The following is a 26,999-nucleotide window of genomic DNA, read 5'->3' as shown; positions in this document are numbered from 1 at the left end:
GTCACCAGGCGTGCGCCAGCGCGGGGGCGTCCACCTGCTGCAGCATCTGCACGATGGAGCCGGCCGCCTCGCGGCCGTCATACACCGCACGCACCACCAGATCGGCGCCGCGCACGTTGTCGCCGCCGGCGAAGATGCGCGGATGGCTGGTCTGGTGTGGCAGCGCGCCATTCGCGCCGGTGACGATGCGGCCGCCGCGATCCAGCACCACGCCATGCGTACGCAGCCAGTCCGGCGGACTGGGCAGGAAGCCGAACGACTGGATCACCACGTCGGCATCGATCACATACTCGGTGCCCGCCACGTTCTGCGGACGCAGGCGGCCGGAGCCGTCGTCGACCAGCGCCGTCTCCACCACGCGCACGCCGCGCACATTGCCGCGCGCGCCGCCGAGGATCTCCAGCGGCTGGCGCTGGAACAGGAAGGTCACGCCTTCCTCGCGGCTGTAGTTCACCTCGCGCGCGGAGCCGGGCATGTTGGCTTCGTCGCGGCGATACACGCAGGTGACGCTGGCCGCGCCCAGGCGGATGGCGGTGCGGTTGCAGTCCATGCCGGTATCGCCGCCGCCCAGCACCACCACATGCTTGCTGCGGAAATCGAAGGCCGACGGCGTAGCCTCGTCGCGCAGCAGCCGCTCGGTGTTGCCGATCAGGAACGGCAGCGCGTCATGCACGCCATGCAGCTCGCGTCCCGGCAGCTGCGCATCGACATAGGTATAGGCGCCGGTACCGACGAACACCGCGTCGTAGTCGTCCAGCAACTGGCCGAATTCGATGTCGCGCCCCACTTCGCGATTCAGCAGGAAGCGCACGCCCATGCCTTCGAGCAATTCGCGGCGCGTGCGCACCACGCCCTTGTCCAGCTTGAACGGGGGAATGCCGAAGGTGAGCAGGCCGCCGATCTCGCCCTGGCTGTCGTAGACATCGGCGGCGATGCCGGCGCGGCGCAGCCGATCCGCACAGGACAGACCGGCGGGACCCGCCCCCACGATGGCCACCCGCTGGCCGGTTTCGCGCACGGCGGAAAGATCGGGCCGCCAGCCCTGGCGCAGGGCCTCGTCTGTCACCCAGCGCTCGATGCTGCCGATGGTCACCGCGCCGAACGCGGTCTGTTCCAGCGTGCATGCGCCTTCGCACAGGCGATCCTGCGGGCACACGCGGCCGCAGATTTCGGGCAATGGGTTGGTCTCGTGCATCAACGTGGCCGCCTCCATCAGGCGACCCTCCTGCACCAGCTTCAGCCAGTTGGGGATGTAGTTGTGCACTGGGCAGGCGTGCTCGCAGTACGGGTTGCCGCAATCGATGCAGCGCTCCGCCTGGGTGCCCGCCTGCGCGCCGCCGAAATCGCCGGCGATTTCGCCGTAGCCCAGCACGCGGATGGACACCGGCACCGTGCGCGGCGTCTGTCGCTGCACGTTGAGGAATTGGAAATCCTTGCCGCTCATGCCGCGCTCCTCAGTTCCTCGGCCAGTGCCGCCAGGCTTGCCGCCTTGGGTTTCACCAGCCAGAACTTGTACTGCAGGCCACGGAAGTCGTGCAGGATATGACGGCCCCATTCGCTGCCGGTGAATGCCACGTGGCGTTCGACCAGGCCACGCAGATGCTGCATGTAATGCTCCATGCCCTCGGGCGAGATGCGCAGGATGTCCACCAGCTCGTGGTTGTAGCAGTCTACGAAGGTGCGCTCCACGTCAAGCACATAGGCAAAGCCGCCGGTCATGCCCGCGCCGAAGTTGAGGCCCACCTTGCCCAGCACGGCCACCACGCCACCGGTCATGTATTCGCAGCAGTGATCGCCCGCGCCTTCCACCACCGCCAGCGCGCCGGAGTTGCGCACGGCGAAGCGTTCGCCTGCGCGGCCCGCGGCAAACAGCTCGCCGTCGGTGGCGCCGTACAGGCAGGTGTTGCCGATGATGGCCGCATCCTGGCTGGCGAACGGCGAGTCCGCCGGCGGACGCACCACGATGCGTCCGCCGGCCATGCCCTTGCCCACGCCATCGTTGGCCTCGCCGGTAAGATCGATATGCACGCCGCCCGCATTCCACGCGCCCAGGCTCTGCCCGGCCGCGCCGGTGAGCTTGAGCACGATGGGATGCTGGTCCATGCCGTGGTCGCCATACCGGCGCGCCACTTCGCCGGAAAGGCGTGCGCCGATCGCACGATCCGTATTGGCGATATCGAAGGCGAACTCGCCGCCCAGGCGATGGTTGACCGCATCGCGCGTGGCCGCGTCGATGCGGGTGGCCAGCGCCGCGTCGTCACGCATGGGGTTGCGCGCCAGCGTGCAGGCAAAGTCGACATCGGAACCCAGGGCGCCGTCGCCGAGCAGCGGCTGCAGGTCCAGCTTGTGCTGCGCCGGCGTGGTGCCGTCGAGCTGCTCAAGCAGGTCGGCACGACCGATGATGTCATCCAGGCTGCGCGCACCCAGCCGTGCCAGATGCGCACGCACGTCCTCGGCGACGAAACCGAAATAGTTCATCACCATTTCCGGCAGGCCGATGAAATGCTCCTTGCGCAACACTGCATGCTGCGTGGCCACGCCGGTGGCGCAGTTGTTGAGATGGCAGATGCGCAGGTACTTGCAACCCAGCGCCACCATCGGGCCGGTGCCGAAGCCGAAGCTTTCCGCACCCAGCAGCGCCGCCTTGATCACATCCAGGCCGGTCTTCAGGCCACCGTCGGTCTGCAGGCGCACGCGGCCGCGCAGGTCGTTGCGGCGCAGCGTCTGCTGCGTCTCGGCCAGGCCCAGCTCCCACGGCGTGCCAGCGTACTTGATCGAGGTAAGCGGACTGGCGCCGGTGCCGCCGTCATGGCCGCTCACCGTGATGAGATCGGCGCCGGCCTTCACCACGCCCGCCGCCACGGTGCCGACGCCGGCATGGCTGACCAGCTTCACCGACACCAGCGCGGTGGGGTTCACTTCCTTGAGGTCGTGGATCAGCTCGGCGAGGTCTTCGATGGAATAGATGTCGTGATGCGGCGGCGGCGAGATCAGGCCGATGCCCGGCTTGGCATAACGCAGCCGCGCGATGGTGCTGTCCACCTTGTGGCCCGGCAACTGGCCGCCCTCGCCGGGCTTGGCGCCCTGCGCGATCTTGATCTGCAGCACTTCGGCATTGACCAGGTAGGCCGGCGTGACGCCGAAACGGCCGGAGGCGACCTGCTTGATCTTGGAGGTCTTCTCGGTGCCGTAGCGCGCCGGGTCTTCGCCGCCTTCGCCGGAGTTGCTGCGCGCGCCGAGCCGGTTCATGGCGATGGCCAGCGCCTCGTGCGCTTCGGGCGACAGCGCGCCCAGCGACATGCCGGCCGAATCGAAGCGGCGCAGGATGCTTTGCGCCGATTCCACCTCATCGATCGGCAGCGGCTCGCCCAGCGGACGCGGCGACAGCAGGTCGCGCAACGCCGAGGGCGGACGGTGATCGACGAAGTTGGCGTAGGCGCGATAGTCGGCCACGCTGCCCGTGCGCACGGCCTTCTGCAGGCTGCTGATCACGTCCGGGTTGTACATGTGGTATTCGCCACCGTACACGAACTTGTACAGGCCGCCCGCGCGCAGCGGCAGCGCCTCGTTCCAGGCCTCGGCCGCCAGCAGGCGCTGGTCGTGTTCCAGTTCGGCGAAACCCGCGCCGCCAATGCGCGAGGGGGTGCCGGGGAAGCACAGCGACACCACTTCCGGTGCCAGCCCCACGATTTCGAACAGCTGCGCACCGCGATAACCCGCCACGGTGGAGATGCCCATCTTGGAAAGGATCTTCAGCAGGCCCTTGCGGATGCCGCGCCGGTAGCTGCGGCCGATCTCGAAACGATCGCTGGCGATATGGCCTTCGCGACCCAGCTCGAACAGACTTTGATAGGCCAGCCACGGATAGATGGCGGTGGCGCCGAAACCGATCAGGCAGGCGAACTGGTGGGGGTCACGCGGCGTCGCCGTTTCCACGATGATGTTGCATTGACATCGCAGCGCGTGATCGATCAGGTGCGCATGCACCGCGCCCACCGCCAGCAGCGAATGGATGGGCAACTGGTCCTTGTGCGGGTAGCGGTCGCTCAGGAACACCAGCGCGCAACCCTCGCGCACCGCCTTTTCCACTTCATGGCACAGGCGGCGCAACGCGGCCTCCAGGCCTTCCTCCGGCGCGTACATCAGGTCGAAGCGCGGCGTGCCCACGAACTGCGGCAACGCCAGCAGCTGGCGCAGCTTGCGCTGCGAGAGAATCGGCGAGTTGATCAGGATCTGCCTGGCATTCTCGGGCGCGAGGTCGAACACATTGCCCTCGGCGCCGATCTGCGTCACCAGCGACATCACCAGCTTTTCGCGCAACGGATCGATCGGCGGATTGGTGACCTGCGCAAACGCCTGGCGGAAGCGGTCGAACAGCGGCCGCACCTGGCGCGACATGGCTGCCACCGGGGTGTCATCGCCCATCGAGCCGGTGGCTTCCTGCTCCAGCTCCACGATGACCTTGAGCACGGTCTCGCGCTCTTCGCGCGACAGGCCATACAGCTTCTGGTAGCGGCGCAGTTCATCGGCCGGCAACGGTTCGGCGGCCAGCGAAGGATCGATCAGGTCCGACTCCAGATAACTCACGCCCGCGCGCAGCCAGTCGCGGAAGGGCGCGCGGCTGCGGTTGATATCGTCGATATCGGCATCGCGCAGCAGGCGATGCTGGCGCAGATCCACCGCGATCATCTCGCCCGGTGCCAGCCGCCCCTTGGCCACCACCTGCGACGAAGGCACGTCCCACAGGCCGGCTTCGGAAGCGACAATCAGGTGATGGTCGGCCGACAAGGCCCAGCGTGCCGGGCGCAGGCCATTGCGGTCGAGCGTGCAGGCCGCGTAATGGCCATCGCACATCACCAGGCCCGCAGGGCCATCCCACGGCTCGCTGTGCAGCGCGTAGTACTCGTAGAACGCGGCGAGATCCTCATCGATGCCTTCGCGCGCGGCGAAGGCCGGCGGCACCAGCACGCGCATGGCGGCGAGCAGGTCGAGTCCGCCGGCCAGCAGCACTTCCAGCGCGTTGTCGAGGCTTTCCGAATCCGAGCCGGTCTGGCGTACCAGCGGGCCGATGTCCGACAGCTCCACCAGCGGCGAATGCAGGATGGTTTCGCGCGCCTGCATCCAGCGCCGGTTGGCGCGGATGGTGTTGATCTCGCCGTTGTGCGCCAGCAGGCGGAACGGCTGGGCAAGCCGCCATTGCGGCGTGGTGTTGGTGGAAAAGCGCTGATGGAAGACCACGGCATCGGCGATAAGGGCCGGATGCGACAGATCGGCGAACACCTCGCGCAGGTGTCCCGGCGCCGCCATGGCCTTGTAGCCCACCACTTGCGCGGACAAGGTCACCACATAGAAGTGCGCATCGTCCACCAATGCAGTTTCCGCGCGACGACGGGCGCGGAACAACGCGCGCTCGAAGGCGGCGTCATCCAGCGCCAGCGGCTCCACGAATACCTGGCGCACGCGCGGCCTGGCCGCCGCGGCCAAGGGGCCACAGGCTTCGGCCTTCACCGCCACGTCACGCCAGCCGGCGACGTGCAGGCCTTGCTCGCGCAGGTGGTGTTCCAGCGTGGCCGCCGCCGCGTCGCCGCCGGCCGGATCGAGAAACACCACGCCCGCGGCGAAGCGCTCGCCGACAGGGATGCCCGCTTCGGCCGCGAGCGCTTTCAACCAATCCAGCGGACGATGGAAGAGCACGCCGCAGCCGTCGCCACTGATGCCGTCGGCGTTCACGCCGCCGCGATGGGAAAGTTTGGCCAGCGCGCTGAACGCGGTGTCCACTACCCATGCGCTGGCGCGCCCGTCGATCTGGGCGACCAGACCGAAACCACAGCTGTCGTGCTCGAACGCAGCGTCGTAAAGCGTCGCTGGACCTGCCTGCGCCATCTTGCCTCCCAGGCCGATGGATGGAGACACGCAATCCCAACGGTACCAAGGGTGCCGCTGTCACGTATCCAAGTGTGGTCTCGACTAAAACACAGTTGGTGCGTCGCGTCAAAGCAATCTAAACGTCCAAATGAAAGTTACAACTGGAAGCAATTGGCCTGCAGGACAACACCGCAGCGCGATGTGTGTGGTGTATCCGCGCACTCGCTATCGCGCCGCCGATGCGACACCGGTCAACATCATCCATCACCGGCAGTGATGGCCAGGACACGGACAGGCATACCAGTCGTGAAGCAGGCGTCGTGCTGAAGGCCATGTGACCTGGGGCCATGGGCCAACGCCACCGGCTCGCGCGCCATCATCACGCTCTGTGATAATCCGCCGATGCCCATACCACTTCTTCGCCCCCGCCCCTTCGCCCTCGCCATGGCCGGCGTCCTCGCCCTCACCATCGTCGCCCTGCCCGCCTGGGCGCTGCAGGACAGCAAGACCAAGGCCGAGCAGGCCGAGGCCGAGAAGAAGCTGTCGGACGTGCGCAGCAAGATGGACGCGCTGGCCAAGGAGCAGGCCGAGACTGCCGCCAAGCGTGACAGCGCCACCGCCGAGCTGGCCAAGCAGGCCAATGCCGTGGCCAGCGCCGCCAAGGCAGTCCGCGAGACCGACGCGCAGCTGGCCGCCAAGCAGAAGGACCTGGCGCAGCTGCAGCTGCAGCGGGCGGAGCTGCAGAAGAACCTGGAAGGCCAGCGCGCCGCCATCGCCGACCTGCTGCGCGCCACCTATGCGCTGGGCCAGGGCTCGGACCTGCGCCTGCTGATGGGCGACGACGACGTGGCCCGCATTGCCCAGGCGCTGGCCTACTCCAAGTATTTCCAGGAAGACCGCGTGCAGCGCGTGCAGAAGCTGATGGGCGACCTGGCCCAGCTGCAGGACCTGGAAGCCCAGATTTCCGCCCAGCAGCAGGCCCTGCAGGCCAGTCGCGCCGAGCGCGAGACCCAGGCCAAGGCGCTGGAGCAGCAACGCGCCGCCCAGGCCAAGCTGGTGGCCGACACCGACGCCCAGTACAAGGACCAAAGCCAGCGGCTGGCCGCCCTGAAGCAGAACGAAGCTTCGCTCAACCAGCTGGTGGACAAGCTGCAGAAGGCCATCGAGGAAGCCGCCAAGGCGGCCGAGCGCGCCGCCAAGGCCAACCCCAGTGCGCCGGTAGTGCCCGCCGGCAAGGGCCTGGTCAACATCCGTGGCAACCTGCCCTGGCCCGCCAACGGCGTGGTCAACACCTATGGCAACGGTGTGCTGATCAAGGCTGCCGGCGGCAGCGAAGTGCGTGCGGTGGCGGCCGGACGGGTGGTGTATGCCGCCTTCCTGCGCGGCTACGGCATGCTGGTCATCGTCAGCCATGGCAACGGCTGGATGAGCATGTACGGCAATAATGAAACCCTGATGCACGGGGTCGGCGACCAAGTGGCCACCGGCGAGGTGGTCGGCACCGCCAGCGCGCCCACCGGGATCAATACCGGCGTGTACTTCGAACTGCGCCAGAACAACTCGCCGGTCGATCCACGTACCTGGCTGGGCAAACAACATTGACGCCAGCCATGCGTCGTCGCAGGCTAATCTGCGTCCCATGACATTGAATTTCGGCGATATCCGGCGGTCCAAGCAGCAGTATTGGCACCGCCGGCCCGCACCCCCACTGGTTCCCCGGAGTCTCCCACCCATGCGGTTTTCCACCTTGAGCCTGGCCGTCCTGCTACTGGCGGCACCGCTGGCGCAGGCCCAGACCACGTCAGCGCAGGCCAAACAGCCGGCCGCCCCCGCCGCAGCCGCTTCGGTGCCGGACCGCTTGGACCTGGACGACATCCGCAACTTCAGCCGCGTCTACGAGATCGTGCGCCAGGCCTATGTGGAGCCGGTGGACAACAAGACGCTGATGAAGGCCGCCATCAGCGGCATGCTCAGCGGGCTGGACCCGCACAGCGAGTACCTGGACAAGGACGGCCTGAACGAACTCAACGAGGACACCACCGGCCAGTACGGCGGCCTGGGCATCGAGGTGCTGCAGGTGGACGGCACCCTGCGCATCATCGCCCCCATCGACGACACCCCCGCCGCCCGTGCCGGCATCAAGCCGGGCGACACCATCGTGAAGGTCAACGGCAAGGTGGTGGAACCGGAGAACATCGACGAGATGTTCAAGGAGCTGCGCGGCGACCCGGGCAGCAAGGTCACCCTTACCATCCTGCACGAGAAAAGCGACAAGCCGATCGACATGCCGCTGGTGCGCGAGAAGATCTCGGTCACCAGCGTGAAGGTGCGCGAGATCGAACCGGGCTTCGCCTATATCCGCATCAGCCAGTTCCAGGACGACACCGCCCCGGACCTGGAAAAGAAACTGGGTGACCTGATCAAGAAGAACGGGCCGCAAAAGGGCGCGATCCTCGACCTGCGCTCCAACCCCGGCGGCCTGCTCACGGCGGCGGTGGGCGTCAGCGACGACTTCCTCGACAGCGGCACCATCGTCACCACGCGCGGTCGCCTGCAGGATTCCAACCTGAGTTTCGAGGCGCATCCGGGCGACCTGCTCAACGGCGCCCCGATGGTGGTGCTGGTGGACAACGGCACCGCCTCCGCCGCCGAGATCGTGTCCGGCGCCCTCAAGGACAACCATCGCGCGCTGATCATCGGCCGCCGCACCTTCGGCAAGGGCGTGGTGCAGACCGTGCTGCCGCTGGACGCGGACCATGCCGTGAAGATCACCACGGCCCGCTACTACACGCCCAGCGGCACCTCGATCCAGGCCGAAGGCATCAAGCCCGACATCGCCCTGGCCGACCTGGCGGTGAACAAGGCCGACAGCGCGCCGGTGCTGGTCAGTTCCGAAGCGGACCTGCCCAACCACCTCGCCAACGAGGATTCCAAGACCGGCCAGGACATCGACAACGACGGCAGCGCCGAGAACGCCAAGCTGGCGACGCAGGATTACGCCCTGTCGCAGGCGCTGAACGTGTTGAAGGGCCTGGCGCTCAATCGCACGCTGCCGGCAGCATCGCGCTAAGCCGCTTTGGTTCCCTCTCCTTTGGGGAGAGAACGTTAGAGAGCGATCTCCGGTGCCAGCCCGGCGAGGTGTCCCGCCAGCGGCGCGTCCTCCGCCAGCATCTCGAAGCCCTCGTATTCGAAAGCCGGCGCCACCAGGCAGGTCACCAGGGCGTAGCGGCCGAGCGGCCGCGCCGCCTGCCAGGCACCGGCAGGCACTACCACCATCGGCGCCACGCCCGGCGCCAGCGGCCCCAGGCAGCAACGCTCCAGGCTCTTGCTCGCCGCATGGTAGATCAGCAGCTCCAGTGGCTCGCCTTCGACGAAGTGCCAGGCTTCCTCCGCATCCACCCGATGCCAAAAGCCGACTTCGCCGGCCTCAAGCAGATAGTGGATGGCGCTCAGTGCATGCCGTGCGCCGGTACCGTCGCATGTTCCTTTGGGCGGATAGATGCGGCGATAGTGGCCGCCCTCGACGTGCGGCTGCAGCTGCAGCGTCTCTTTCAGTTCACGGGCGCGAGCAACGGCATCGCTCATGTGGCTTGCGCCTTGGCCGGCTTGAGCAGCCAGCGCACGGCCAGCATGCCCAGCTCATAGAGCAGGCACATCGGAATGGCCAGCATGATCATCGAGGTGATGTCGGGCGGCGTGATGAACGCAGCGATGGCAAATGCGCCCACGATCGCGTAGCGGCGGCCGTTGCGCAGCTGTTCGAGATTGACGATGCCGATGGCCGCAAGAATCACCACCGCCACCGGCACCTCGAAGCACAGGCCGAAGGCGAAGAACATCAGCATCACGAAGTCGAGGTAATGCGTGATGTCGGTCATCATCTCCACCCCCTGCGGCGTCACCGCCGTCAGGAAGCGGAACGCCGCCGGCAGCACCAGGAAGTAGGCGAACGCACAGCCCATGTAGAACAGCGCCAGCGACGCCACCAGCAGCGGGCGCGCCAGGCGCTTCTCGTTGCGGTACAGGCCCGGGCTGACGAACGCCCACAACTGGTAGACGATCATCGGCATGCTGATGAACAGCGCCACGTAGAACGCCAGCTTGAGCGGCGTCACGAACGGGCTGGCCACTTCGGTGGCGATCAGGTGTGCGCCTTGCGGCAGGCGCGACACCAGCGGCGCGGCCAGCTCCGTATACAGCCGGTTGGCGAACGGGATCAGCGCGATCAGCACCACCCCCACGGTGAGCAGCGCGCGCAACAGGCGGGTACGCAATTCGATCAGGTGCGAGAACAGGCCCTCTTCCTTCAGGCTCTCGCCTTCGGGGCTTTCGTGCTCAGGCGCCGCCATGCGGGATTTCCTTGGGTGACGTCTCGTCCGTGACGGCGGCGACGGTTTCCGTCGCCGGGGCGGGCGCAGGCGCGCCGCCGGTGGGTTGCATCTTGCGCAGGGTGGCGTCCAGCTCGGCCTGGGCCGCTTGCGCACGCTCGGCAGCCTCGCGGGCCTGGCGGCGGATCTCCTCGACCTGCAGCTCGCGCTCCACCTCGGCCCGCACGCTGTCCCAGCCGGTACGCACGCGACGCATCAGCGCGCCCGCCGTACGCGCCGCGCCCGGCAGCTTCTCCGGGCCCAGCACGATCAGCGCGATGAGCGCGAGCAATACCAGCTTGCCGAAGCTGATCTCGATCATGAGATGTAACCGAAGTTACTTCTGTTCGGTGGTGTCGTGCGGGCTCTGGGCCTGGGTGGTGCTGGCCGGGGGCGGGTCGGCGCGCAGGCGATCTTCCGACGAGCCGGTCGGCTTGGTGGCTTCGTCGCCATCCAGACCCTTTTTGAAGTCACGCACGGCGCCGCCCAGATCGCCGCCGATATTGCGCAGCTTCTTGGTGCCAAACAGCAGGACGACGATGACGAGAAGAATGAGTAGATGGGTAATGCTCATGAATCAGGCCTCAAGGACGTCAAAGTGACGGAACGAAGCTGTCACGCTCCCGCGCCGCCGCTCCACATCAACGCTGAGTGTACTCCTCCAGACGATCCCTGAAGTCGACCACCGGGCCCGGCACGTTGCTGACGCCGCCCTCGAAGATGCGCCGCGGGGTCACCCCGGCGCCGTAGATGGCCTCGTTGGCGTCGTAGTCGATGCGCAGCACCGAACCGTCCAGCGCCACGCCGGCAAACAGGCCGCGCGAACGCGAGTAGGAGTAGATCTCGGCCTTGAACTGGCTGTCGGTCGAGGCGGTGGCGGTGCGTCCCACCGGACCGGCGGCAGCGGCGGCATCGGCACCCAGGGTGAATTTGCCATTGACGATGCTGTCCACGCCGCGCTGGGTGCGGAACACCAGGATCACGTCGGTGGACGAGGCACCGGCCTGGAAGCCCACGCTGCCGCCGGTCATGGTGATGAAGCTGGGGTTGGACCAGGTGCCGTCCGGAGCCTTCACCGAGATCAGCCCTTCGCCGCGGCGACCGCCGAAGATGAAGCCCACCTTGAGCAGGTCGGGAATCACCGCGATGGCCTTGGCCTCCTTGAGCAGATCCTGCGGGATCGACTTGTCCGGCGCCTCCATGATCTCCCGCAGCACGCGCACGGAGTTCTGCGCACGCACCAGCGGCGGATCCTCGGCATGCGCGGCCATGGCCGGCAGCAGCAGGACCAACATAGCGAGCATCAGATGGCGTAGCGGTGCTTTGATCATGGAGGACTCCTGGACTGGATACGGTTCGGGCGGCCTGCGGCAACCCTGCACGCGGCGCCACGAGTGGCTTGTGGCAGACTCTGCGGCGGTCTTCCCCGCCAGCGCCACCATGCCACGCAGCCATGACTATACCGGCCCCGCCGGCGAATCCGATGACCCAGCCGTTCAGGCTGCAGTGCTGTTGGTGAACCTCGGCACCCCCGAAGCCCCCACGGCCAAGGCGGTGCGTCCGTATCTGGCCGAATTCCTCGGCGACCAGCGCGTGATCGACTACCCGCGCTGGCTGTGGTGGCTGATCCTGCATGGCGTCATCCTGCGCGTGCGGCCGGCACGCTCGGCTCATGCGTATCAGCGCATCTGGACGCCGCAGGGTTCGCCGCTGCGCGTGGGCAGCGAGGCGCTGGCAGCAGGACTGCAGAGTGAGCTATCGCGCCTGCAGCCCACTCGCCCGATCCGCGTGGCGCTGGCCATGCGCTACGGCAAGCCTTCGGTCCGGCACCAGATCGAACAGCTGCAACGTGAAGGCGTGCGTCGCCTGCTGGTGCTGCCGCTGTATCCGCAGTACTCGGCCACCTCCACCGGCTCGGTCATCGATGCCGTGGCCGATACGCTCAAGGCGCTGCGCTGGCCGCCGGAGCTGCGCATCGTCAACGACTATCACGACGATCCTGGTCATATCGAGGCACTGGCCGCCAGCATCGAGCGCTGGTGGGCCGCCCATGGCCGGGGCGAGCGATTGCTGCTGTCGTTCCACGGCATTCCCGAGCGCTACGTGCGCGCAGGCGATCCTTATCTGGACCAGTGCCAGGCCACGGCCCGCGCACTGCGCCAACGGCTGGGGTTGGACGAGACGCAGCTGATGGTGAGCTTCCAGTCGCGCGTGGGACGCGAACAATGGCTGCGGCCGTATACCGACGCCACCGTGCGCGAACTGGCCGCGGCCGGGGTGAAGCAGCTGGACGTGGCCTGCCCCGGCTTCGCGGTCGACTGCCTGGAAACGCTGGAGGAAATCGCCATGCAGAACAGCGACTTCTTCCGCGCGGCCGGCGGCAGCGAGCTGCGCTATATCCCCGCCTTGAACGACACGCCCGGCCAAGTGCGAAGCCTGGCCCAACTGGTGCTGCGCCACACCGGGGGCTGGGAGGCATGCGCCGCCGTGCCCTGAGCCGCCCGTGATCACAGGATGAGCACCGTGCCCAAGCCCATCGAACGCGTTATCGCCCTGCCGCATCTGCGCCTGAGCGTGCAGCTATGGGGGGCACCCGATGCACCGCCGCTGCTGGCCCTGCACGGCTGGCTGGACAACGCCGGCAGCTTTGCGAAATTGGCGCCGTTGCTGGCCGACCGCTGGCAGGTGATGGCGCTCGACCTGCCCGGCCACGGTCATTCGGATCATCTGCCGCCGGGCGCGCACTATCACTTCATCGAATACGTGCGCAGCGTGCTCGGCGTGACCGATGCGCTGGGGCTGTCGCGCTATCAGCTGCTGGGCCACTCGCTGGGTGCGGGCATCGCGGCGCTGGTGGCCGCCGCCGTGCCCGATCGGGTCGAGCGATTGCTGCTGATCGAAGGCATCGGCCCCATCGGCGATGACGGTCGACAAACCCTGCACCGTTTTCGCGAAGCCTTGGCCGCGCCCGCCACGCCAAGCCGCCCGCTGCGTGTGTTCACCTCGATCGAGCAGGCCGTCAGCGCGCGCACGCTGGCCAGCGGACTGCCCGCCGTGCAGGCCCGCCCCATCGTTGAACGCGGCCTGCGCGACACCGGCGACGGCTGGCAATGGCGCAGCGATCCGCGCCTCAACCAGCCGACCGCGCTGCGCCTGGCGGAAGCACAGATCCACGCCCTGCTGCGCGGCATCGAGGCCCCCACGGCCCTGCTGCTGGCGCAACCGGAAACGCCTTACCTCCCGGCCGCGAAAATGCAGGCACGGGCGGCTTGCGTGGACGAGATCACGGTGAGCCAGATGAGCGGCGGCCATCACCTGCACCTGGAACATCCCGAAGCGGTCGCCGCCTGGGCGCGCGCGCATTTGGAAAGGGAGTTCGATACGCGACCGCTGCCCCAATGACTTCATGGTCGGGGCGCACGCCATGCGCCCCGACCAGCGACGATCAGGGTTTGGAGAGACCCAGCACGTCGAGGCCCTGGTCGAAGGTGATGTCGACCGGGATCCCGGCCTGGTCCAGTCGCTTGAGGTCACCCGCCAGCGTGGCGTCGACCTTGCCCATGCTGTCGGTGAGCTGCCTGGCGGCGGCGTAGTCGCCATTGCCCTGGATGGTGAGCAGCTTGGCCGACAGGGCGTTCATGGCGGCGGTCATCTTGTCGAAGTCGACGCGGTAACGGCCACTGGCGGCATCGCGCGAGAACGCGCCCTGCTGCTGGAAGAAGTTGAAGCGCACCATGTTGGCCTTGGCGTGCGCATCGCTGGCGCCGAAACGCACCGAGCGCAGGATGCCGGCGAGGAAGGTGACGTAGTTGTCCATCAGCCTGGCCTTGTCCAGCTCGCCCTTGTCGGCCAGCTTGGTGACCATGTACAGGCCCAGGATATCGGCCTTGCCCTCCTCGAAGCTGGAGGCCTGGTCCTTCAGCGCGGTGCGCACCATGCCCTTGCCGGTCAGCGTCTGCTTGATCCCCAGGCCGTGCGCCACTTCGTGGAACATGGTGTTCTCGAAGAAGGCGTCGAAGGTGAGGTGCGACTGCTGGTCGTCGGCGATCAGCGCCTTGGCGATCGGCAGCATGATCGTGTCGAACTTCGCCTGCATCACGTTCTCCAGCTGCAGGCGTCGCGTGCCCTTCTTCAGCTGAACTTCCTCGTCGTTGGGCAGGTTGATGGCGATGGTCTTGGCGCCCACGTTGGCGTCGCCCGCGTAGTACACGGCGAAGTAGGCGTTGAGGTCGGCATCGGAGCCGGGTTTCTCGGCCTTGTACTTGTCGTCCACCGGCAGCTCGCGCTGCAGTTCCGGCAGGTACTTGGCGAAGCGCGCCAGCTTGGCGCTCCAGGCCTGGTCCTTCACCAGCACGTAGCTTTCGTAGCTGGCCTTGTAGCCGAAGAGCTGGTCTTCGTAGGTTTCGATGGGACCGATCACGATGTCGACCGGGTTGTTCTTCATCGACATCCAGGCGAAATCGCTGGGCCGGTAGTCATCGCTGAGCAGCGCGTCGGCACGCTGCTTGAGATAGCCGGCGAAGTCCTTGTCCGCCGACAACGCAGCGGCCTGGCGCAGCAACCCGGCGGCGCGCTCCAGCTCGGCCTGGTAGGCCTGGTGATAGGGCACAGTCACCAGCTTGCCCTGCGCATCGCGGCGCAGCAGGGTGTAGAGGCCGGCCTTGTCCTTGAGGTCGGCCTGGTCGAACTCGTCCTTGGTCATGTCGGCCGGGTAGAACTGCGCACCAGGCGGGCGCGGGCCGACGCCGGCGACGAAGGGCTGGTCGTTGTCCAGCCGATCCCACGGGCCGTAGTTGATCTCGGCGAAGCGGCGGGTGACCTCGTCGGGAATGCGCGCCATCAGCGCGGCCTTGTCACCCCAGGACTGCTGCCAGTAGATGTCGTTGGTGACATCGGCCGCCTCGACCAGCAGCGCGATCATCTGCTTCTGCTTGTCGTCGAAGCCGGAGAGATCGGCGGTGAGCTTGACCGTGGCGTAGTTGGCCAGGCGCTGCTGGGCATTTTCCGCATCGGTCGACGGCGGCGGCGGTGTCGCCGGCGCGGTGCTGGCGGGCGCCGGCGTCGGAGCTTGCGCCGCCGGCGCGTTGTCATGGGACGAGCTGCAACCGGCCAGGGCGGCAACGAGACTCAGGGCAAGCAGATGGCGACGCATGGGCTTTCTCGGTGAAGGGAAAGCGTCATGGTAGCGCGAGCGCTTCGCTACTCTGAGGGGCCTGATGAGCGTTGAATCTCCATCACGAACCCCTTGAGCCCGCCGTCATTCCCGCGAAAGCGGGAATGACGGGCAAAAAACGGCCTGGTTGAGATTCGACGCTCATCAGGCCCGCGGCGAGAGGAAGCTAAAAGCTCAGCCCGAAATGGCCAGCCGCTCGGACTGATACAGGTGCGCCGTCACCAGCACGCCAAGCGCGGCGGCCACCAGGCTGCCGGCCAGGCACAAGCCCAGCTGCTGCGTGCCGATGCCATCACCGCGCAGCAGCTGCATGATGCCCAGGTGCTGGCCCAGCAGCGGCACCGCGTACATCCAGTCCTGCGACTTGATCGGCATGGTGGAGAGCAGGATGCTCGGAATCACCGGCACGAACATCAGCAGCGACAGATAGGTCTGCGCCTCGCGGTAGCTCTTGGCGAAGGCGGCCACCATCGACTGCAGCGCGGCCAGCAATACGATCAGCGGCACCATCAGCAAGAGCACATGGCTGCTGAAGTGCAGGCCCAGGTCCAGTTCCATGCCCAGCTTTTCGGTGGGAATGAAGCGCCCCACCACGCCGAACGCGGCAAGGCTGATCAGCAGGCTCGCCGCCGAAAACGTGCAGATGGCCGCGAGCTTGCCGGCCAGGATCTTCCAGCGCGGCACCGGGTTGGCGAACAGCGGCTCCAGCGATTGGCGCTCGCGTTCGCCCGCGGTGAGGTCGATTGCCAGGTACATGCCGCCCATGAAGATGGTGAGCACGAAGAAGTACGGCAGGATGGAGAACATCAGCGCGCCACGTGCCTGCGCCGTGGCCTGGTCACGCCGCGCCGCCGCCACCGGCCATGCCGTGCCGGGCGACAGGCCGCGCGCCACCAGCCGCATCGCGCCTTGCTGCCTGGCGTAGCTTTCCACCAGCTGGGAGACGCGCTCCACCGCGGTGTTCGCATCGCGCTGCGAGGAGTCGTAGATCAGCTCCACCTGCACCGGCTCGCCCTTGCGCCAGGCGCTGGCATAGTCCGGCGCGATGCGCAGCACCACGTCGGCGTCCTGCTTGCGCACGGCGACTTCGGGATTGGCGATGGGCGCCGTGGGCACGATGCCGTTGGCCTTCAGCGCGCCGATGAGATTGGGCGCGTAGTCGGCGCCGATCACCGGCACTGGCAGCGGTTTCTCGGCCTTGTCGAACTCGCGGTTGAGCGTGATGTTGAGCAGCATCACCAACATGATCGGCCCCAGCAGCGGGCCGGTGAGGAACGCGCTGGTGAGCGTGCGACGATCGCGCAGGTTCTCTTTCACTTCCTTGAGAAACACCGTGAGGAACGCACGCGTACGCATGATGGGAGTCGTCACGGCGCTCATGCGGCGAGCCCTTCTTCACTGCCAATGATCTTCACGAAGGCGTCCTCAAGGTTGCTTTCCCCGGTCTGCTCGCGCAGTGCGGCGGGCGATTCGTCGGCCACCACGCGGCCGTTGGCGATCACCACGATGCGGTCACACAGCGCGGCCACCTCCTGCATGATGTGGCTGGAAAACAGCACGCAACGCCCCTCCGCCTTGAGCTTCTGCATGAATTGCCGCAGCGCGCGGGTGGCCATCACGTCGAGGCCGTTGGTAGGCTCGTCGAGGATCACGTTGCGGGGATCGTGGATCAGCGCCCGGGCAATGGCGGTCTTCACGCGCTGGCCCTGGGAAAACCCTTCGGTGCGGCGATCGGCGATGTCTTCCATCTCCAGCGCATGCACCAGAGCCTCGCGACGACGGGCCAGTACGTCCTCCGGCAAGCCGTGCAGGCGGGCGAAGTAGTCGATGTTCTCGCGCGCGGTCAGGCGCTTGTACAAGCCGCGCGCGTCCGGCAGCACGCCGAGTTGGCGACGCACGGCCAGCGCGTCCTCGGCGGCATCGACGCCATCGACCACCACCTGGCCACGGTCGGGCTTCATCAGCGTGTAGAGCATGCGCAGCGTGGTGGTCTTGCCGGCGCCATTGGGACCGAGCAGGCCGGTGATCTCGCCGTCGCGCGCGGTGAAGCTGACGCCATCGACGGCCTTCACCTTGCCGAACGCCTTGTGCAGGTCTCTTACCTCGATCATGGCGCGGCTCCGTTGAAGTCGATGAACATCGGCGTGGCCTGCAGGCGATCCAGGCATTTCACATCCAGCGCCTTGGGATTCAGGTCTTCGATGAAGTGCTTGACGATCTGCGGGGCGCAGCCGGCGTTGATCACGTTATGCCCCTGCCCCGTCAGCACGAGGTGGCGCGACTGTGGCAGGTTCTTCGCCACCTGCTCGCCATAGCGCGGCGGCGTCACCGGATCGTATTGGCCCGACAGCAGCAGCACCGGCTTGTCGGTTTTCAGCGGCTGGTGGAAATCGGCCGGGCGCGTACCCCTGGGCCACACCGCACACACCGCCTGCAGGGTATCGATCATCCGCGTGCCGAGGATGGTGTGCGCGTCCTCGGGACGCGGCGTGAGCAGGTCGGCATCCTCGCTGCAGATCACCGAGGACTGCATGCCGCCATTCATGGTGTCGGACAGGTCGCCCGAGAGCAGCTTGGCCTGCCCCAGCAACGGCCCGACATCGCCGTGCGCGGCAGCATCGATGGACAGCGGCAGCAGGGCCGCGGTGAGCGGCGAGTAGGCGAACATGCGCACCACGCTGGCCAGCGAATTCTCGCTCAGCACGCGCTGCACGCTCTGGTAGGTCTGCGGATCGCGGAAGCTCACCTTGTGCGGGTTCGCACGCAGCGCATCGCGCAGCTGGTACAGCGTCTGGTACGGGTCATTGAAGCGCTGGCGGCAGGCGGTGTCGGCGCTGCAACGGGCGAACTGCGCCTTCAGCGCGTCATCGAGGTTGCGCGCGAAATCCTCGCCCAGCGCCAGCTCGTTCGGCACCACGCCATCGAGCACCATGCTGCGCACGCCTGCCGGGTAGCGCATGGCGTACTGCTGCGCCATGCGCGTGCCGTAGGACACGCCCACCAGGTCGAAGGTCGGCGAGCCGAGCGCCTGGCGCACGTCTTCCAGATCCTGCGCGGCGATGGTGGTGGTGTAGTAGCGCGGGTCGGCCCTGCCTTCGAGCTGCTTGAGGCATTGCGCCACTTCCGCGCGCTGCTGGTCCGGGCTGGCGTCGTTGTCGTCGACCACGCCTTCTTCGCCCTCGTTCTCCTCCTTGCAGGTGAGCGGATGGGAGCCACCGGTGCCGCGCTGGTCCAGCAGCAGCACATGGCGATGCGCGGTCAGCGGCTGCAATGCCGTCGCCACGCCGGGCCATGACTCGGTAGCCGCCTGGCCGGGGCCGCCCGCCAGCATCACCAGCATGTCCTTGCTGGCCACCTGCGCGCTGCTGCGGATCACCGCGAGCTTGAGGCTGATCTTGCGGCTATGGGGATCGTCGCGATTCTCGGGCACCTCGAACGGCGCGCACCACGCGGCCGTGGAGAGCCCGCTATTGGGCTGGCCCAGTTCGCAAGGCGTCAGCGTGAGCGAGCCCAATCGCCAGGTCTGCGGCTTGGCCGGTGCAGCGGGCCTGGTGGCCTGCATGGCCACGGTGGCCGTCGCGGCATCGTCGTCCGGCGGGGTTGCCGCGCGCCGATGAAACTGGTTCCAGGCCAGCGCGCCGAGGCCGATGGCCACGATGCCCACGCGCAAAACCGTCCGTCCATTGATTGCCATGTGCTCTTATCCCTCACTCCGTTTGGGTTGCATTCGCCCGCACCCGCGCCAGCACTTACGGGTCCGGCTCGAAAATCGTTTCGATGGAAAGACCGAACAGGCGTGCGATGCGGAAAGCCAGCGGCAGGCTCGGATCGTACTTGCCCGTTTCAATCGCATTGACCGTCTGGCGCGACACCTCCAGCCGCTCGGCCAGGTCGGCCTGCGACCAGCCGTGGTCGTTGCGAAGCTCGCGGACGCGGTTTTTCATGGCGCCAAAACCGACCTGCGATGCGCCGAATCATTCATCGGCTTGCTGCCAAGAGCGCTTGCGCAACACGCCCTTCACCACGCCGCCCAGCAGGAGGCCGCAGGCCACGCCAGCGAGCAGGCCCACCCTGAAATCGTCCCAGTGGTGCCGCCAGCCGTACACGGCGGCCACCGCCATGATGACGCCCAGCCAGACGAAATGCAGTGCGCTCGTCGTCCGGTCGCCGTCATCGCAGCTTGTGTCGAGGCCATAGGCGCGCCCCACGTACCAGCGCGTGGTGCCGTAGCAGATCATCATCAGCGGAAACACCCAGATCAGCACCGAACCGTCCAGCGGTACCAGGTGTGCGATGCACAGGAAGCCCCCCAGCAGGCTGAGCGCCGCAGTGACTCCGGTGGAGACGCCCAGGGCGATCAGATGCGTGCGCTGTTCCAGTTCGTCGCTGTCGCGGATGCGTCGGGCCAGCAGTGCCAGCACGTAGAACATGGGCGCCAGCGGCGCCAACGCCAGCAATACCTTGAGCGGCAGGTTGGCGATCGTCGGCACGGCGGGCCAGACCAGCAGCATGAAACCCGTATACAACGCCATCGCCACCAGCAGGCGCCGCTGGTACTGCCCGTAGTTGAGACGCGCCATCCGGAACCCCCCATGCCATGTCAAGCAACCTTGACATCAGATTGGGGTACACCTGAGCAAATGTCAAGCTTACTTTACATTCCTAATGGGTATCGGCCGTAGTTCTTGCAACTTGATCCATGAGCAATAGGAAATTTCCCAAAATGTGACACAATTTGCACATTGAGCCGTTCCTCGGGCCCGATGTGACCCGGCACGACTCACAAAAATCGTCACACCGCCCACCAAATACCTCCAGAGAAAGCCCGCTGCATGGCCACGGGAGAGGGGCCTTGCACGTTGGCATGGGGATTGCTTTTGGCCCGGTGAGCGATCTGGAAACCGGCCGAAGGGGGCGCGGAACCAGGGGCCGTACAGCGCAACGGGGGCACCCGCCTGTTTGTCCGGAAGCGCATCAAACATCTGCACCATCCAACAAAACGTTAAAGGACATCCGTATGAACAAGCTTCTTCTTTCTGCTGCTCTGGCTACCATCTTCGGCGTGGCAGCGCTGGCTCCACAGGCAGCCGCGGCCACCGACGGCACCATCACCTTCAATGGCAAGATCAGCTCGGCCACCTGCTCCATCGGCTCGACGGGCACGCCCAGCACCGGCGGCTCGTTCACCGTCACCCTGCCGACCGTTGCCACGAGCGCCCTGGGCTCCTCGGGGACGGTTGCCGGTATCACGCCGTTCTCGATCAAGCTGACCTCGTGCAGCAACCTGACCGCCGGCAACATCAAGACCTACTTTGAGCCGGGCTCGACCATCAACACCAATGGCCGCCTAAGCATCGCCACTGGCACCGGCCAGGCTACTGGCGTCGACCTGGCCCTGCTGAACTTCGACCAGAGCGCGATCAACCTGAACAACGCCAGCACCAATACCACCACGGCCGCCGTGACCGCCTCGTCCACCTCCGCCACGCTGAACTACTTCGTGGAGTACTACAACAACGGTGGCACGCTGGCCGCCGGTGCGGTGAGCAGCACGGTGAACTATTCGATCGTTTACCCGTAATACCGCTGCGTCCCATGGCCGGCATAGCCGGCCATGGGCATCGCCCGCCCTTTCTTTCCGCCGAACGGGACTCCAACGATGAAACGCTTCTTCCGCGCCCTTGGCACGGGGCTGGTGATGTATTGCCTCGCATCCGCCGGCGCCAGCGCTAACGTCATTATCGCCGGCACCCGCGTGGTCTTCCCTGCGAAGGATGGCGAAGTCACCGTCCGGTTGACCAACGACAACACGACGCCCGCCCTGGTCGAATCGTGGATCGACAATGGCGATGAGCACTCCACCCCCGACAAGGTGGACACGCCGTTCCTGATCACGCCGCCGCTGTTCCGCATGGATCCGCACAAGGAACAGAGCCTGCGCATCCTGTTCACCCAGGGCAAACAGCCGCTGCCGACCGACCGCGAGACGCTGTTCTGGCTGAACGTGCTGGAAGTGCCGCCGAAGCCGACCGGCCAGGAATTCCAGGACAAGAATTACCTGCAGCTGGCCATCCGCTCGCGGCTCAAGCTGTTCTATCGGCCCAGCGGCCTCGCGGGCGACCCCATCAAGGCGCCGGGCGAGATGACCTTCAAGGCTGTCGCCGAAGGCAACGGCACCACGCTGGTCGTGCACAACCCGACCCCCTACTTCGTCACCTTCGTCAAGATGACCGTCACCACAGGAGGGCAGGCACATGCCACCGATACCGGCGGCATGGTGGCGCCGATGTCCGATCTGCGCGTGACCGTGAGCGGACTCCAGCAGGCTCCGGCTGGCAGCGTGATCGCCTATGACTGCATCAACGACTACGGCGCCGCCCAGTCGTTCAAGGCCACGTTGTCGCCGTGAATGCCGTGCGCGCCAGCCAGCGCCACCCATCGCTGCCGGCCGTACGCCGCCGCGCACTGTTGTGCGCGATGCTGGCGGCCCTGGCCGGCTGGGCAGGCGCGGCCAGCGCGGACCCCGCGGCGGCAGCCGCCACGCCGACGACCGGAGCCGATCCGGCTTCGGGCGGCTATGCCGAATTCGACCGCAGCATGCTGTCTGGCGCCGGCCAGAACACCACTGATCTGTCACGCTTTGAGCACGGCAACCCGGTCATGCCGGGCAACTACTATGTCGACGTCTACCTCAACAACAGTTGGGTCGCCCGTCGCGATGTGCGTTTTGCTGCACGTACGCCAGAGGCCAGCGCCACGGCCTGCGTGGATGAGAAGCTGCTCAGCCAGTTGGATGTGCACCCCGCCAAGCGCGACGAGGTGCAGACCCAACTGGCCGACCCGGCCGGCTGCGTAGACATTGGCAGTCTGATCCCCGACGCCACCATGACGTTCGACATGAGCGAGCTGCGACTGGACGTGAGCGTGCCCCAGGCCTATATGAGCCAGGCTGCTCGCGGCTACGTGGATCCACAGTACTGGGACGCCGGCGTGCTGTCGGGCATGATGAACTACAACTTCACCGCCTACCGCTCCACCAATGGCGGCCTCAGCCAGACCAATGCCTACCTGGGCCTCAACACTGGCGTGAATCTGGGAGCCTGGCAGCTGCGCCAGAACTCCACCGTGACTTGGCAGTCGTCCAACGCCGCGCAACCTTCCCGCACGCACTGGCAGAACATCGCCACCTACGTGCAGCGCGCCCTGCCCGGCCTGCGCGCCGAATTGACGGTGGGCGACAGCTTTACCGATGGCCAGGTATTCGATAGCTACGCCGTCCGCGGCGTGCAGCTGAGCACCGATGACCGCATGCTGCCGGACTCATTGCGTGGATATGCCCCGGTCGTGCGTGGCGTGGCGGAAACCAATGCCCTGGTGACCATTCGCCAGAACGGCATGCAGATTTACCAGACCACGGTGTCGCCGGGTCCGTTCTCAATCAACGACCTGTACCCCACCGGTTACGGCGGCAGCCTCGACGTGACGGTCACCGAGGCCGACGGTCGCATCCGCACGTTCAGCGTGCCCTACGCCTCGGTGGCTCAATTGCTACGCCCCGGCACCACGCGCTTCAGCATCGTGGCCGGCGAACTGCGCGATGCCTCGCTGGTGCACAAGCCTGATGTCGTGCAGGCCACGCTGCAGCACGGCATCAACAACACGCTCACTGGTTATGCCGGCATCGTCGCCTCGCAAGGCTATGCCGCCGCGCTGATCGGCGGTGCCGTGAACACGCGCTTTGGCGCCATCGCAGCCGACCTGACCGACGCGCATACGGAAATCCCCGGCGAGGCATCGCGTACGGGCCAGAGCCTGCGCGTGAGCTACAGCAAGCTGCTACCGGAAACGCAGACCTCATTCACCGTGGCTGCCTACCGCTATTCCACCAGCGGCTACCTGAGCCTGACCGATGCCGCCCAGGCGCGTGATTTCGCGCGGCGCGGCCTGGATATCTTCGACACCACCATTCCCGTCCAGCAGCAGCTGATCGACGGCGTACCGGTGAGCAGCGCGCTGACCGCCGCGCAGGCTACCGCATTGGCTGCGCCGGGAGCCTTGAGCAACTCCTCGCTGATCGGCACCACCCTCGAGCGCCAGCGCAACCGCTTTGACCTGACGATGAACCAAGCGCTGGGTACACGCGGCGGCACCATTTATGTCACCGGTTCGGCGTATGACTACTGGGGCCACAACGGCACCGACACCCAATTCCAGCTTGGCTACAACAACCACATCGGGCGCGTTAGCTTTGGCATCAGCGCTACGCGCACGCGCGATGTTACGGGTCGCTACGACAACACTTACTACGTGAATATGATGGTGCCGCTCGGCACCAGCAGTCACTCGCCGACCTTGCTGTTCAACATGAATCACGATCCGGTGAACGGCAACCAGGAACAGGCGACGGTCAACGGTACGCTGGGCGCGGATAACCAGTTCAATTACGGCGTGAGCGCCTCGCACAACAGCGACGCCAGCAGTGCTGGCGCGGTGAATGTCGGCTATCGCAGTCCCTTTGCCATTCTCAATGCCAGCTACGGCAGCGGCTCGGGTTACTCCCAGGCTTCGGTGGGTGCCAGCGGCTCGATCGTGCTGCATCCGGGTGGCATCACGTTTGGCCAATCCGCCGGCGATACCGTCGGCATCGTCTACGCACCCGGCGCCACCGGCGCCAGCGTGACGAACTCCGCCGGCGTCAAGATCGATGGCTCCGGCTACGCGCTGGTGCCGTACCTGTCGCCGTATATGCTCAACACCGTGCAGATCGACCCGAAAGGCCTGCCGCTGGACGTGCAGATGGAATCCACCAGCGCGCAGGTGGCTCCGTATGCCGGTGCGGTGGTCATGCTCAAGTTCAAGACCGTCACTGGCCGCTCGGTGATCGTGCAGGCGCGCCTACCCAACGGCGACGCGATACCGTTCGGTGCCGAGGTGTTCAATGCCAACGGCATGACGCTGGGTGTGGTCGGGCAGGCCGGCAAGATCCTGGCGCGCGGCGTGGATCGGGAGGGCCAGATGATCGCCCGCTGGACCAATAGCGACGGGGAAACCCACTCCTGCTCGATCGCCTACCAGCTGCCGCCGACTGGAAAGGGCAAGAACAAGCAGGCTTATGAACACGTCGAGGCAACTTGTACGCCGACGGCCAATCCGACAATCGCCGAGAGGACCGCGCCGTGAGTCATTTCCGCCCATTGCTTGCACGTAGCCACCGACTGCTGACGTCGGCTGCAGTGCTACTGGCCGCCTGCCTGGGACTGGGCCACAGTCCTACGGCTCAAGCTGGCGCCCCCCTTGCCTGCACGTCGCCGACCAATGGCACGGTCTCCACCATCACGTTACCCAGCAGCGTCACGGCGGCATCCAACCTGGCGGTCGGCTCCACCCTCGGTAGCGCCGGCTCGGTCACGGTGACGTTCAATTGCTCCAACGTTATCAATCAATACGGCATCGTCACGCCGCAGGCCGCGGTAGTGGCGACACTGGATACCACTAACAAGGTAGGCGCGGGGTACGTGGTGCTGGCCACCAACCTGCCCGGCGTTGCCATCAAGCTCACCGGCAGCCCCACCACGGCCGACAGTGGCGCAAATGGTCCGGCTGGCGTGCCCGGCTGGGAACTGGCCTCCAAGAGCAATACGAACTCGTCGATCAGCGAGAAATTTACCGCGCAATTGATCAAGACCGGTCCGATCGGGCCCGGCACCGTGAACGCGCTTACCCTGGTGCAGCTGACCGATTACAGCTATGGCGTCTCCAATAGCTCGCCATACTACGCGTCGGTGGCGACTACGTCGGTCGCAGTGAATACGCCTTCGTGCACGCTCACCATGGCTAACGCGAATTTTGCGGTGTCGCTGCCCACGGTGGGCGCCAATGCGCTCAAGGCCGCGGGCGCCACGGCGGGCGCCACGCCGTTCAACATCACCTACAACTGCGGTACGGCGCTGACCGTGTCGATGTACATGACCACGCCGAAACCGGGCTCGAGTTCCGGCCTGATGCTTCCGGACGGCGTCACCTGCACCGGCGCCGCCACGAATGTGGCGCTGCAACTCTTGATGAACTCGCAGGCGGTCACGTTCAACACGTCGCAGAAGGTCGGTACGGCCAATGGCCCCCTGACCATTCCCTTCGTCGTGCAGTACTACGCGACGGCGACGCCGGTAAGCTCCGGATCCGTCTGCACCACTGCGACCTACACGCTGACCTACCAATAGCACCACGCGGCCACCCGGCCACGCGTTACTCGTATGTCCGCGTCAGTAGGCGAGCATCGGTGCCGCCCGTGTAGCCGGCGAAGTAACTGAGCAATCGATCATCGACCACACTTCCCTCAAGTGCGACCAACTCCTGTCGATATACAGAGGTATGGGCGGCAGCCTGGCCGGCGGTTTCTCCGCAGCCACTTCGGGACATCCCCGGAGTCGATGCCCCAACATCCGCAGTCGTGCACGTGGGCGCAACGATCGCCCCGGCGAACGTAATCGTTCCGCCCTCCGCATGCGCCAACGGCCCGCCCAGCGCCAAGGCGACTACGCAACCCACACAGGTCCTGCGAATCCAACCCTTCATAAACGCCCCTTCCGTACCCCACTACGAAAGAGGGGGTACTTGTCGGGTCTATCGGCGTGGTTGGCCGGGGCTTGATATCGGAAACCCGGGCACGTGTCAGCAACGTGAAGCGCGTCACGTTTTTGACGCTCACGGCGGCGGGCTGCATCAATGAAAGGGGCTGGCGGGTCTGCCGGGCACCCGCCTTAGCGGCCGATGTCGACGCAACTTGAATAAGAAGTTGGGGTGGCGTTAAGCCTGGGGCGCCGCCTCAGCGCGAGGAGACATACTTCTCGCGGCGGATATGGGCGACGGGCAGCCCGCCTTCCTTCAGGGCCGCAAAGGCGGCATCGACCATGTTGGGGTTGCCGCACAGGTAGGCGATGTCGCGCCCGTCGCTGGGCGCCAGCTCGGCCAGCACGTTCTGCACGTGGCCGGCGCGATCGTTCGGACGCGGCGTGGCGCGTGGCTGGCGGCTGAGGCAACCGTGGAAGCTGAAGCCGGGGTGGGCCTGGGCGAAGGCTTCGAATTCCTCGCCGTAGAGCAATTCCACTTCATTGCGGGCGCCATACAGCAGCACCACTTCGCGGCCCTGCTTCACCAGCTCGGCGATCTGCGGCAGCATGGCGCGATACGGCGTGACGCCGGTGCCGGTGGCCAGCAACAGGTAGCGGCCGTTGGTGTCGCCCGCCTGCAAGGTGAAGCGACCATAGGGGCCGCTGGCGTCGATCACCCCACCAAGCGGCAGCTCGCTGAGCAGCCTGGTGGCGGCGCCGCCTTCGACGTAGCTCACCGCGATCTCGATGCGCTGCACCGGCGAGGAACCATCGCCCACGGTGCCCACCGAGTAGCTGCGCTTGGTGGCCGTGCCATCTTCGTAGTGGAAGTGGATCTGCAGGAACTGCCCCGGCACGAACGCCAAAGGCTGGCCATCGACGCGCTCGAACGCCAGGTGGCGCACGGTGGGCGCCAGCATGGTGCTGTCGACGAGACGGAGCTGGAAATGGTCTGCCATGGGGTTTTCCGGGGGAAACAGTGCG

General features: G+C 66.4%; 22 protein-coding genes. 8 read left to right on the top strand and 14 right to left on the bottom strand.

Going from position 1 to position 26,999, the window contains the following annotated elements:
• Position 1: 1 nt before the first annotated feature.
• Both MJ606_RS16150 and gltB read right to left on the bottom strand, forming a co-directional pair.
• Positions 2-1,444: an FAD-dependent oxidoreductase gene (locus tag MJ606_RS16150; protein ID WP_243050569.1), complete on the bottom strand. Its 1,443-nt coding sequence runs from the start codon at positions 1,442-1,444 to the stop codon at positions 2-4.
• The gene (gltB, locus tag MJ606_RS16145) at positions 1,441-5,883 is read right to left on the bottom strand and encodes a glutamate synthase large subunit (RefSeq protein WP_243050568.1); all 4,443 of its coding nucleotides are present in this window, start codon (positions 5,881-5,883) and stop codon (positions 1,441-1,443) included. Before gltB ends, MJ606_RS16150 begins: the two co-directional genes overlap by 4 nt.
• Before the next feature lie 384 nt (positions 5,884-6,267).
• On the opposite strand from gltB, the gene MJ606_RS16140 reads away from it, so the two are divergent.
• Both MJ606_RS16140 and MJ606_RS16135 read left to right on the top strand, forming a co-directional pair.
• Positions 6,268-7,467: a peptidoglycan DD-metalloendopeptidase family protein gene (locus tag MJ606_RS16140; protein ID WP_243050567.1), complete on the top strand. Its 1,200-nt coding sequence runs from the start codon at positions 6,268-6,270 to the stop codon at positions 7,465-7,467.
• Between the two features lie 130 nt (positions 7,468-7,597).
• The gene (locus MJ606_RS16135) at positions 7,598-8,935 is read left to right on the top strand and encodes a S41 family peptidase (protein ID WP_243050566.1); all 1,338 of its coding nucleotides are present in this window, start codon (positions 7,598-7,600) and stop codon (positions 8,933-8,935) included.
• A gap of 35 nt (positions 8,936-8,970) precedes the next feature.
• Here MJ606_RS16135 and MJ606_RS16130 read toward each other — a convergent pair whose 3' ends face one another.
• The 5 genes from MJ606_RS16130 to MJ606_RS16110 form a co-directional block, all read right to left on the bottom strand.
• Entirely contained in the window at positions 8,971-9,450 is a 480-nt protein-coding gene (locus MJ606_RS16130) for a cupin domain-containing protein (RefSeq protein WP_243050565.1), read from the bottom strand.
• Complete coding sequence (gene tatC / locus MJ606_RS16125; RefSeq protein WP_243050564.1) at positions 9,447-10,214, bottom strand: twin-arginine translocase subunit TatC; 768 nt, start codon at positions 10,212-10,214, stop codon at positions 9,447-9,449. Before tatC ends, MJ606_RS16130 begins: the two co-directional genes overlap by 4 nt.
• Entirely contained in the window at positions 10,201-10,554 is a 354-nt protein-coding gene (tatB, locus tag MJ606_RS16120; RefSeq protein WP_243050563.1) for a Sec-independent protein translocase protein TatB, read from the bottom strand. Before tatB ends, tatC begins: the two co-directional genes overlap by 14 nt.
• Positions 10,555-10,569: 15 nt before the next feature.
• Positions 10,570-10,806 (bottom strand): twin-arginine translocase TatA/TatE family subunit, encoded by a 237-nt coding sequence (gene tatA / locus MJ606_RS16115; protein ID WP_243050562.1) that lies wholly within the window; start codon positions 10,804-10,806, stop codon positions 10,570-10,572.
• A 67-nt stretch (positions 10,807-10,873) separates the two neighbouring features.
• On the bottom strand, positions 10,874-11,563 hold the full coding sequence (locus tag MJ606_RS16110) for a lipid-binding SYLF domain-containing protein (protein WP_243050561.1): 690 nt from the start codon (positions 11,561-11,563) through the stop codon (positions 10,874-10,876).
• Between the two features lie 109 nt (positions 11,564-11,672).
• Here MJ606_RS16110 and hemH point away from each other — a divergent pair, with 109 nt between their 5' ends.
• Positions 11,673-12,728 carry a ferrochelatase gene (hemH, locus tag MJ606_RS16105; RefSeq protein WP_243050589.1) on the top strand — a complete coding sequence of 352 codons (1,056 nt, stop codon included), beginning with the start codon at positions 11,673-11,675 and terminating at the stop codon, positions 12,726-12,728.
• Positions 12,729-12,746: 18 nt separating this feature from the next.
• The gene (locus MJ606_RS16100) at positions 12,747-13,634 is read left to right on the top strand and encodes an alpha/beta hydrolase (protein WP_279236924.1); all 888 of its coding nucleotides are present in this window, start codon (positions 12,747-12,749) and stop codon (positions 13,632-13,634) included.
• 43 nt (positions 13,635-13,677) lie between these two features.
• Here the strand turns inward: MJ606_RS16100 and MJ606_RS16095 are convergent, their stop codons facing one another.
• The 6 genes from MJ606_RS16095 to MJ606_RS16070 all read right to left on the bottom strand — a co-directional run bounded on the left by MJ606_RS16095 (position 13,678) and on the right by MJ606_RS16070 (position 19,985).
• A complete protein-coding gene (locus tag MJ606_RS16095; RefSeq protein ID WP_243050559.1) occupies positions 13,678-15,384 on the bottom strand; it encodes a lipoprotein in 1,707 nt (568 codons plus the stop codon).
• 195 nt (positions 15,385-15,579) lie between these two features.
• Positions 15,580-16,785: an ABC transporter permease gene (locus tag MJ606_RS16090; RefSeq protein WP_243050558.1), complete on the bottom strand. Its 1,206-nt coding sequence runs from the start codon at positions 16,783-16,785 to the stop codon at positions 15,580-15,582.
• Positions 16,782-17,516, bottom strand: coding sequence for an ATP-binding cassette domain-containing protein (locus MJ606_RS16085; RefSeq protein ID WP_243050557.1), 735 nt, complete (start codon positions 17,514-17,516; stop codon positions 16,782-16,784). The genes MJ606_RS16090 and MJ606_RS16085 overlap by 4 nt, the downstream gene beginning before the upstream one ends.
• Complete coding sequence (locus tag MJ606_RS16080) at positions 17,513-19,099, bottom strand: alpha/beta hydrolase (protein ID WP_243050556.1); 1,587 nt, start codon at positions 19,097-19,099, stop codon at positions 17,513-17,515. Before MJ606_RS16080 ends, MJ606_RS16085 begins: the two co-directional genes overlap by 4 nt.
• A 55-nt stretch (positions 19,100-19,154) precedes the next feature.
• Complete coding sequence (locus tag MJ606_RS16075; RefSeq protein ID WP_243050555.1) at positions 19,155-19,349, bottom strand: helix-turn-helix transcriptional regulator; 195 nt, start codon at positions 19,347-19,349, stop codon at positions 19,155-19,157.
• 30 nt (positions 19,350-19,379) lie between these two features.
• Positions 19,380-19,985 (bottom strand): hypothetical protein, encoded by a 606-nt coding sequence (locus MJ606_RS16070; protein WP_243050554.1) that lies wholly within the window; start codon positions 19,983-19,985, stop codon positions 19,380-19,382.
• A gap of 437 nt (positions 19,986-20,422) precedes the next feature.
• On the opposite strand from MJ606_RS16070, the gene MJ606_RS16065 reads away from it, so the two are divergent.
• From MJ606_RS16065 to MJ606_RS18425, 4 genes are all read left to right on the top strand, one after another.
• Complete coding sequence (locus MJ606_RS16065; RefSeq protein WP_243050553.1) at positions 20,423-20,986, top strand: fimbrial protein; 564 nt, start codon at positions 20,423-20,425, stop codon at positions 20,984-20,986.
• Positions 20,987-21,064: 78 nt separating this feature from the next.
• Positions 21,065-21,814, top strand: coding sequence for a fimbria/pilus periplasmic chaperone (locus tag MJ606_RS16060; protein ID WP_243050552.1), 750 nt, complete (start codon positions 21,065-21,067; stop codon positions 21,812-21,814).
• Positions 21,811-24,585, top strand: a complete 2,775-nt coding sequence (locus tag MJ606_RS16055) for a fimbria/pilus outer membrane usher protein (protein WP_243050551.1) — start codon at positions 21,811-21,813, stop codon at positions 24,583-24,585. The genes MJ606_RS16060 and MJ606_RS16055 overlap by 4 nt, the downstream gene beginning before the upstream one ends.
• On the top strand, positions 24,582-25,625 hold the full coding sequence (locus MJ606_RS18425) for a fimbrial protein (protein WP_243050550.1): 1,044 nt from the start codon (positions 24,582-24,584) through the stop codon (positions 25,623-25,625). Before MJ606_RS16055 ends, MJ606_RS18425 begins: the two co-directional genes overlap by 4 nt.
• Before the next feature lie 605 nt (positions 25,626-26,230).
• On the opposite strand, the gene MJ606_RS16045 is transcribed toward MJ606_RS18425, so the two are convergent.
• On the bottom strand, positions 26,231-26,974 hold the full coding sequence (locus tag MJ606_RS16045; RefSeq protein ID WP_243050549.1) for an FAD-binding oxidoreductase: 744 nt from the start codon (positions 26,972-26,974) through the stop codon (positions 26,231-26,233).
• Positions 26,975-26,999 lie beyond the last annotated feature (25 nt).

The sequence above is a fragment of the Dyella sp. RRB7 genome (assembly GCF_022761115.1).
In the GTDB taxonomy this organism is placed as follows: Bacteria; Pseudomonadota; Gammaproteobacteria; order Xanthomonadales; family Rhodanobacteraceae; genus Dyella.
The sequence above is the reverse complement of the archived record's forward strand: the minus strand, read 5'-3'. Positions and strand labels throughout refer to the sequence as shown.

Bases quoted from the DNA above. Each gene is read 5' to 3' on its own strand.
- tatC (WP_243050564.1), bottom strand. From the start codon at position 10,214: ATGGCGGCGCCTGAGCACGAAAGCCCCGAAGGCGAGAGCCTGAAGGAA.
- tatA (WP_243050562.1), bottom strand. From the start codon at position 10,806: ATGAGCATTACCCATCTACTCATTCTTCTCGTCATCGTCGTCCTGCTG.
- tatB (WP_243050563.1), bottom strand. From the start codon at position 10,554: ATGATCGAGATCAGCTTCGGCAAGCTGGTATTGCTCGCGCTCATCGCG.
- MJ606_RS16095 (WP_243050559.1), bottom strand. From the start codon at position 15,384: ATGCGTCGCCATCTGCTTGCCCTGAGTCTCGTTGCCGCCCTGGCCGGT.
- MJ606_RS16045 (WP_243050549.1), bottom strand. From the start codon at position 26,974: ATGGCAGACCATTTCCAGCTCCGTCTCGTCGACAGCACCATGCTGGCG.
- MJ606_RS16065 (WP_243050553.1), top strand. From the start codon at position 20,423: ATGAACAAGCTTCTTCTTTCTGCTGCTCTGGCTACCATCTTCGGCGTG.
- MJ606_RS16085 (WP_243050557.1), bottom strand. From the start codon at position 17,516: ATGATCGAGGTAAGAGACCTGCACAAGGCGTTCGGCAAGGTGAAGGCC.
- MJ606_RS16130 (WP_243050565.1), bottom strand. From the start codon at position 9,450: ATGAGCGATGCCGTTGCTCGCGCCCGTGAACTGAAAGAGACGCTGCAG.
- MJ606_RS16140 (WP_243050567.1), top strand. From the start codon at position 6,268: ATGCCCATACCACTTCTTCGCCCCCGCCCCTTCGCCCTCGCCATGGCC.
- MJ606_RS16135 (WP_243050566.1), top strand. From the start codon at position 7,598: ATGCGGTTTTCCACCTTGAGCCTGGCCGTCCTGCTACTGGCGGCACCG.
- gltB (WP_243050568.1), bottom strand. From the start codon at position 5,883: ATGGCGCAGGCAGGTCCAGCGACGCTTTACGACGCTGCGTTCGAGCAC.
- MJ606_RS16110 (WP_243050561.1), bottom strand. From the start codon at position 11,563: ATGATCAAAGCACCGCTACGCCATCTGATGCTCGCTATGTTGGTCCTG.
- MJ606_RS16150 (WP_243050569.1), bottom strand. From the start codon at position 1,444: ATGAGCGGCAAGGATTTCCAATTCCTCAACGTGCAGCGACAGACGCCG.
- MJ606_RS16060 (WP_243050552.1), top strand. From the start codon at position 21,065: ATGAAACGCTTCTTCCGCGCCCTTGGCACGGGGCTGGTGATGTATTGC.
- MJ606_RS16080 (WP_243050556.1), bottom strand. From the start codon at position 19,099: ATGGCAATCAATGGACGGACGGTTTTGCGCGTGGGCATCGTGGCCATC.
- MJ606_RS16075 (WP_243050555.1), bottom strand. From the start codon at position 19,349: ATGAAAAACCGCGTCCGCGAGCTTCGCAACGACCACGGCTGGTCGCAG.
- MJ606_RS16100 (WP_279236924.1), top strand. From the start codon at position 12,747: ATGAGCACCGTGCCCAAGCCCATCGAACGCGTTATCGCCCTGCCGCAT.
- MJ606_RS16070 (WP_243050554.1), bottom strand. From the start codon at position 19,985: ATGGCGCGTCTCAACTACGGGCAGTACCAGCGGCGCCTGCTGGTGGCG.
- MJ606_RS16090 (WP_243050558.1), bottom strand. From the start codon at position 16,785: ATGAGCGCCGTGACGACTCCCATCATGCGTACGCGTGCGTTCCTCACG.
- hemH (WP_243050589.1), top strand. From the start codon at position 11,673: ATGCCACGCAGCCATGACTATACCGGCCCCGCCGGCGAATCCGATGAC.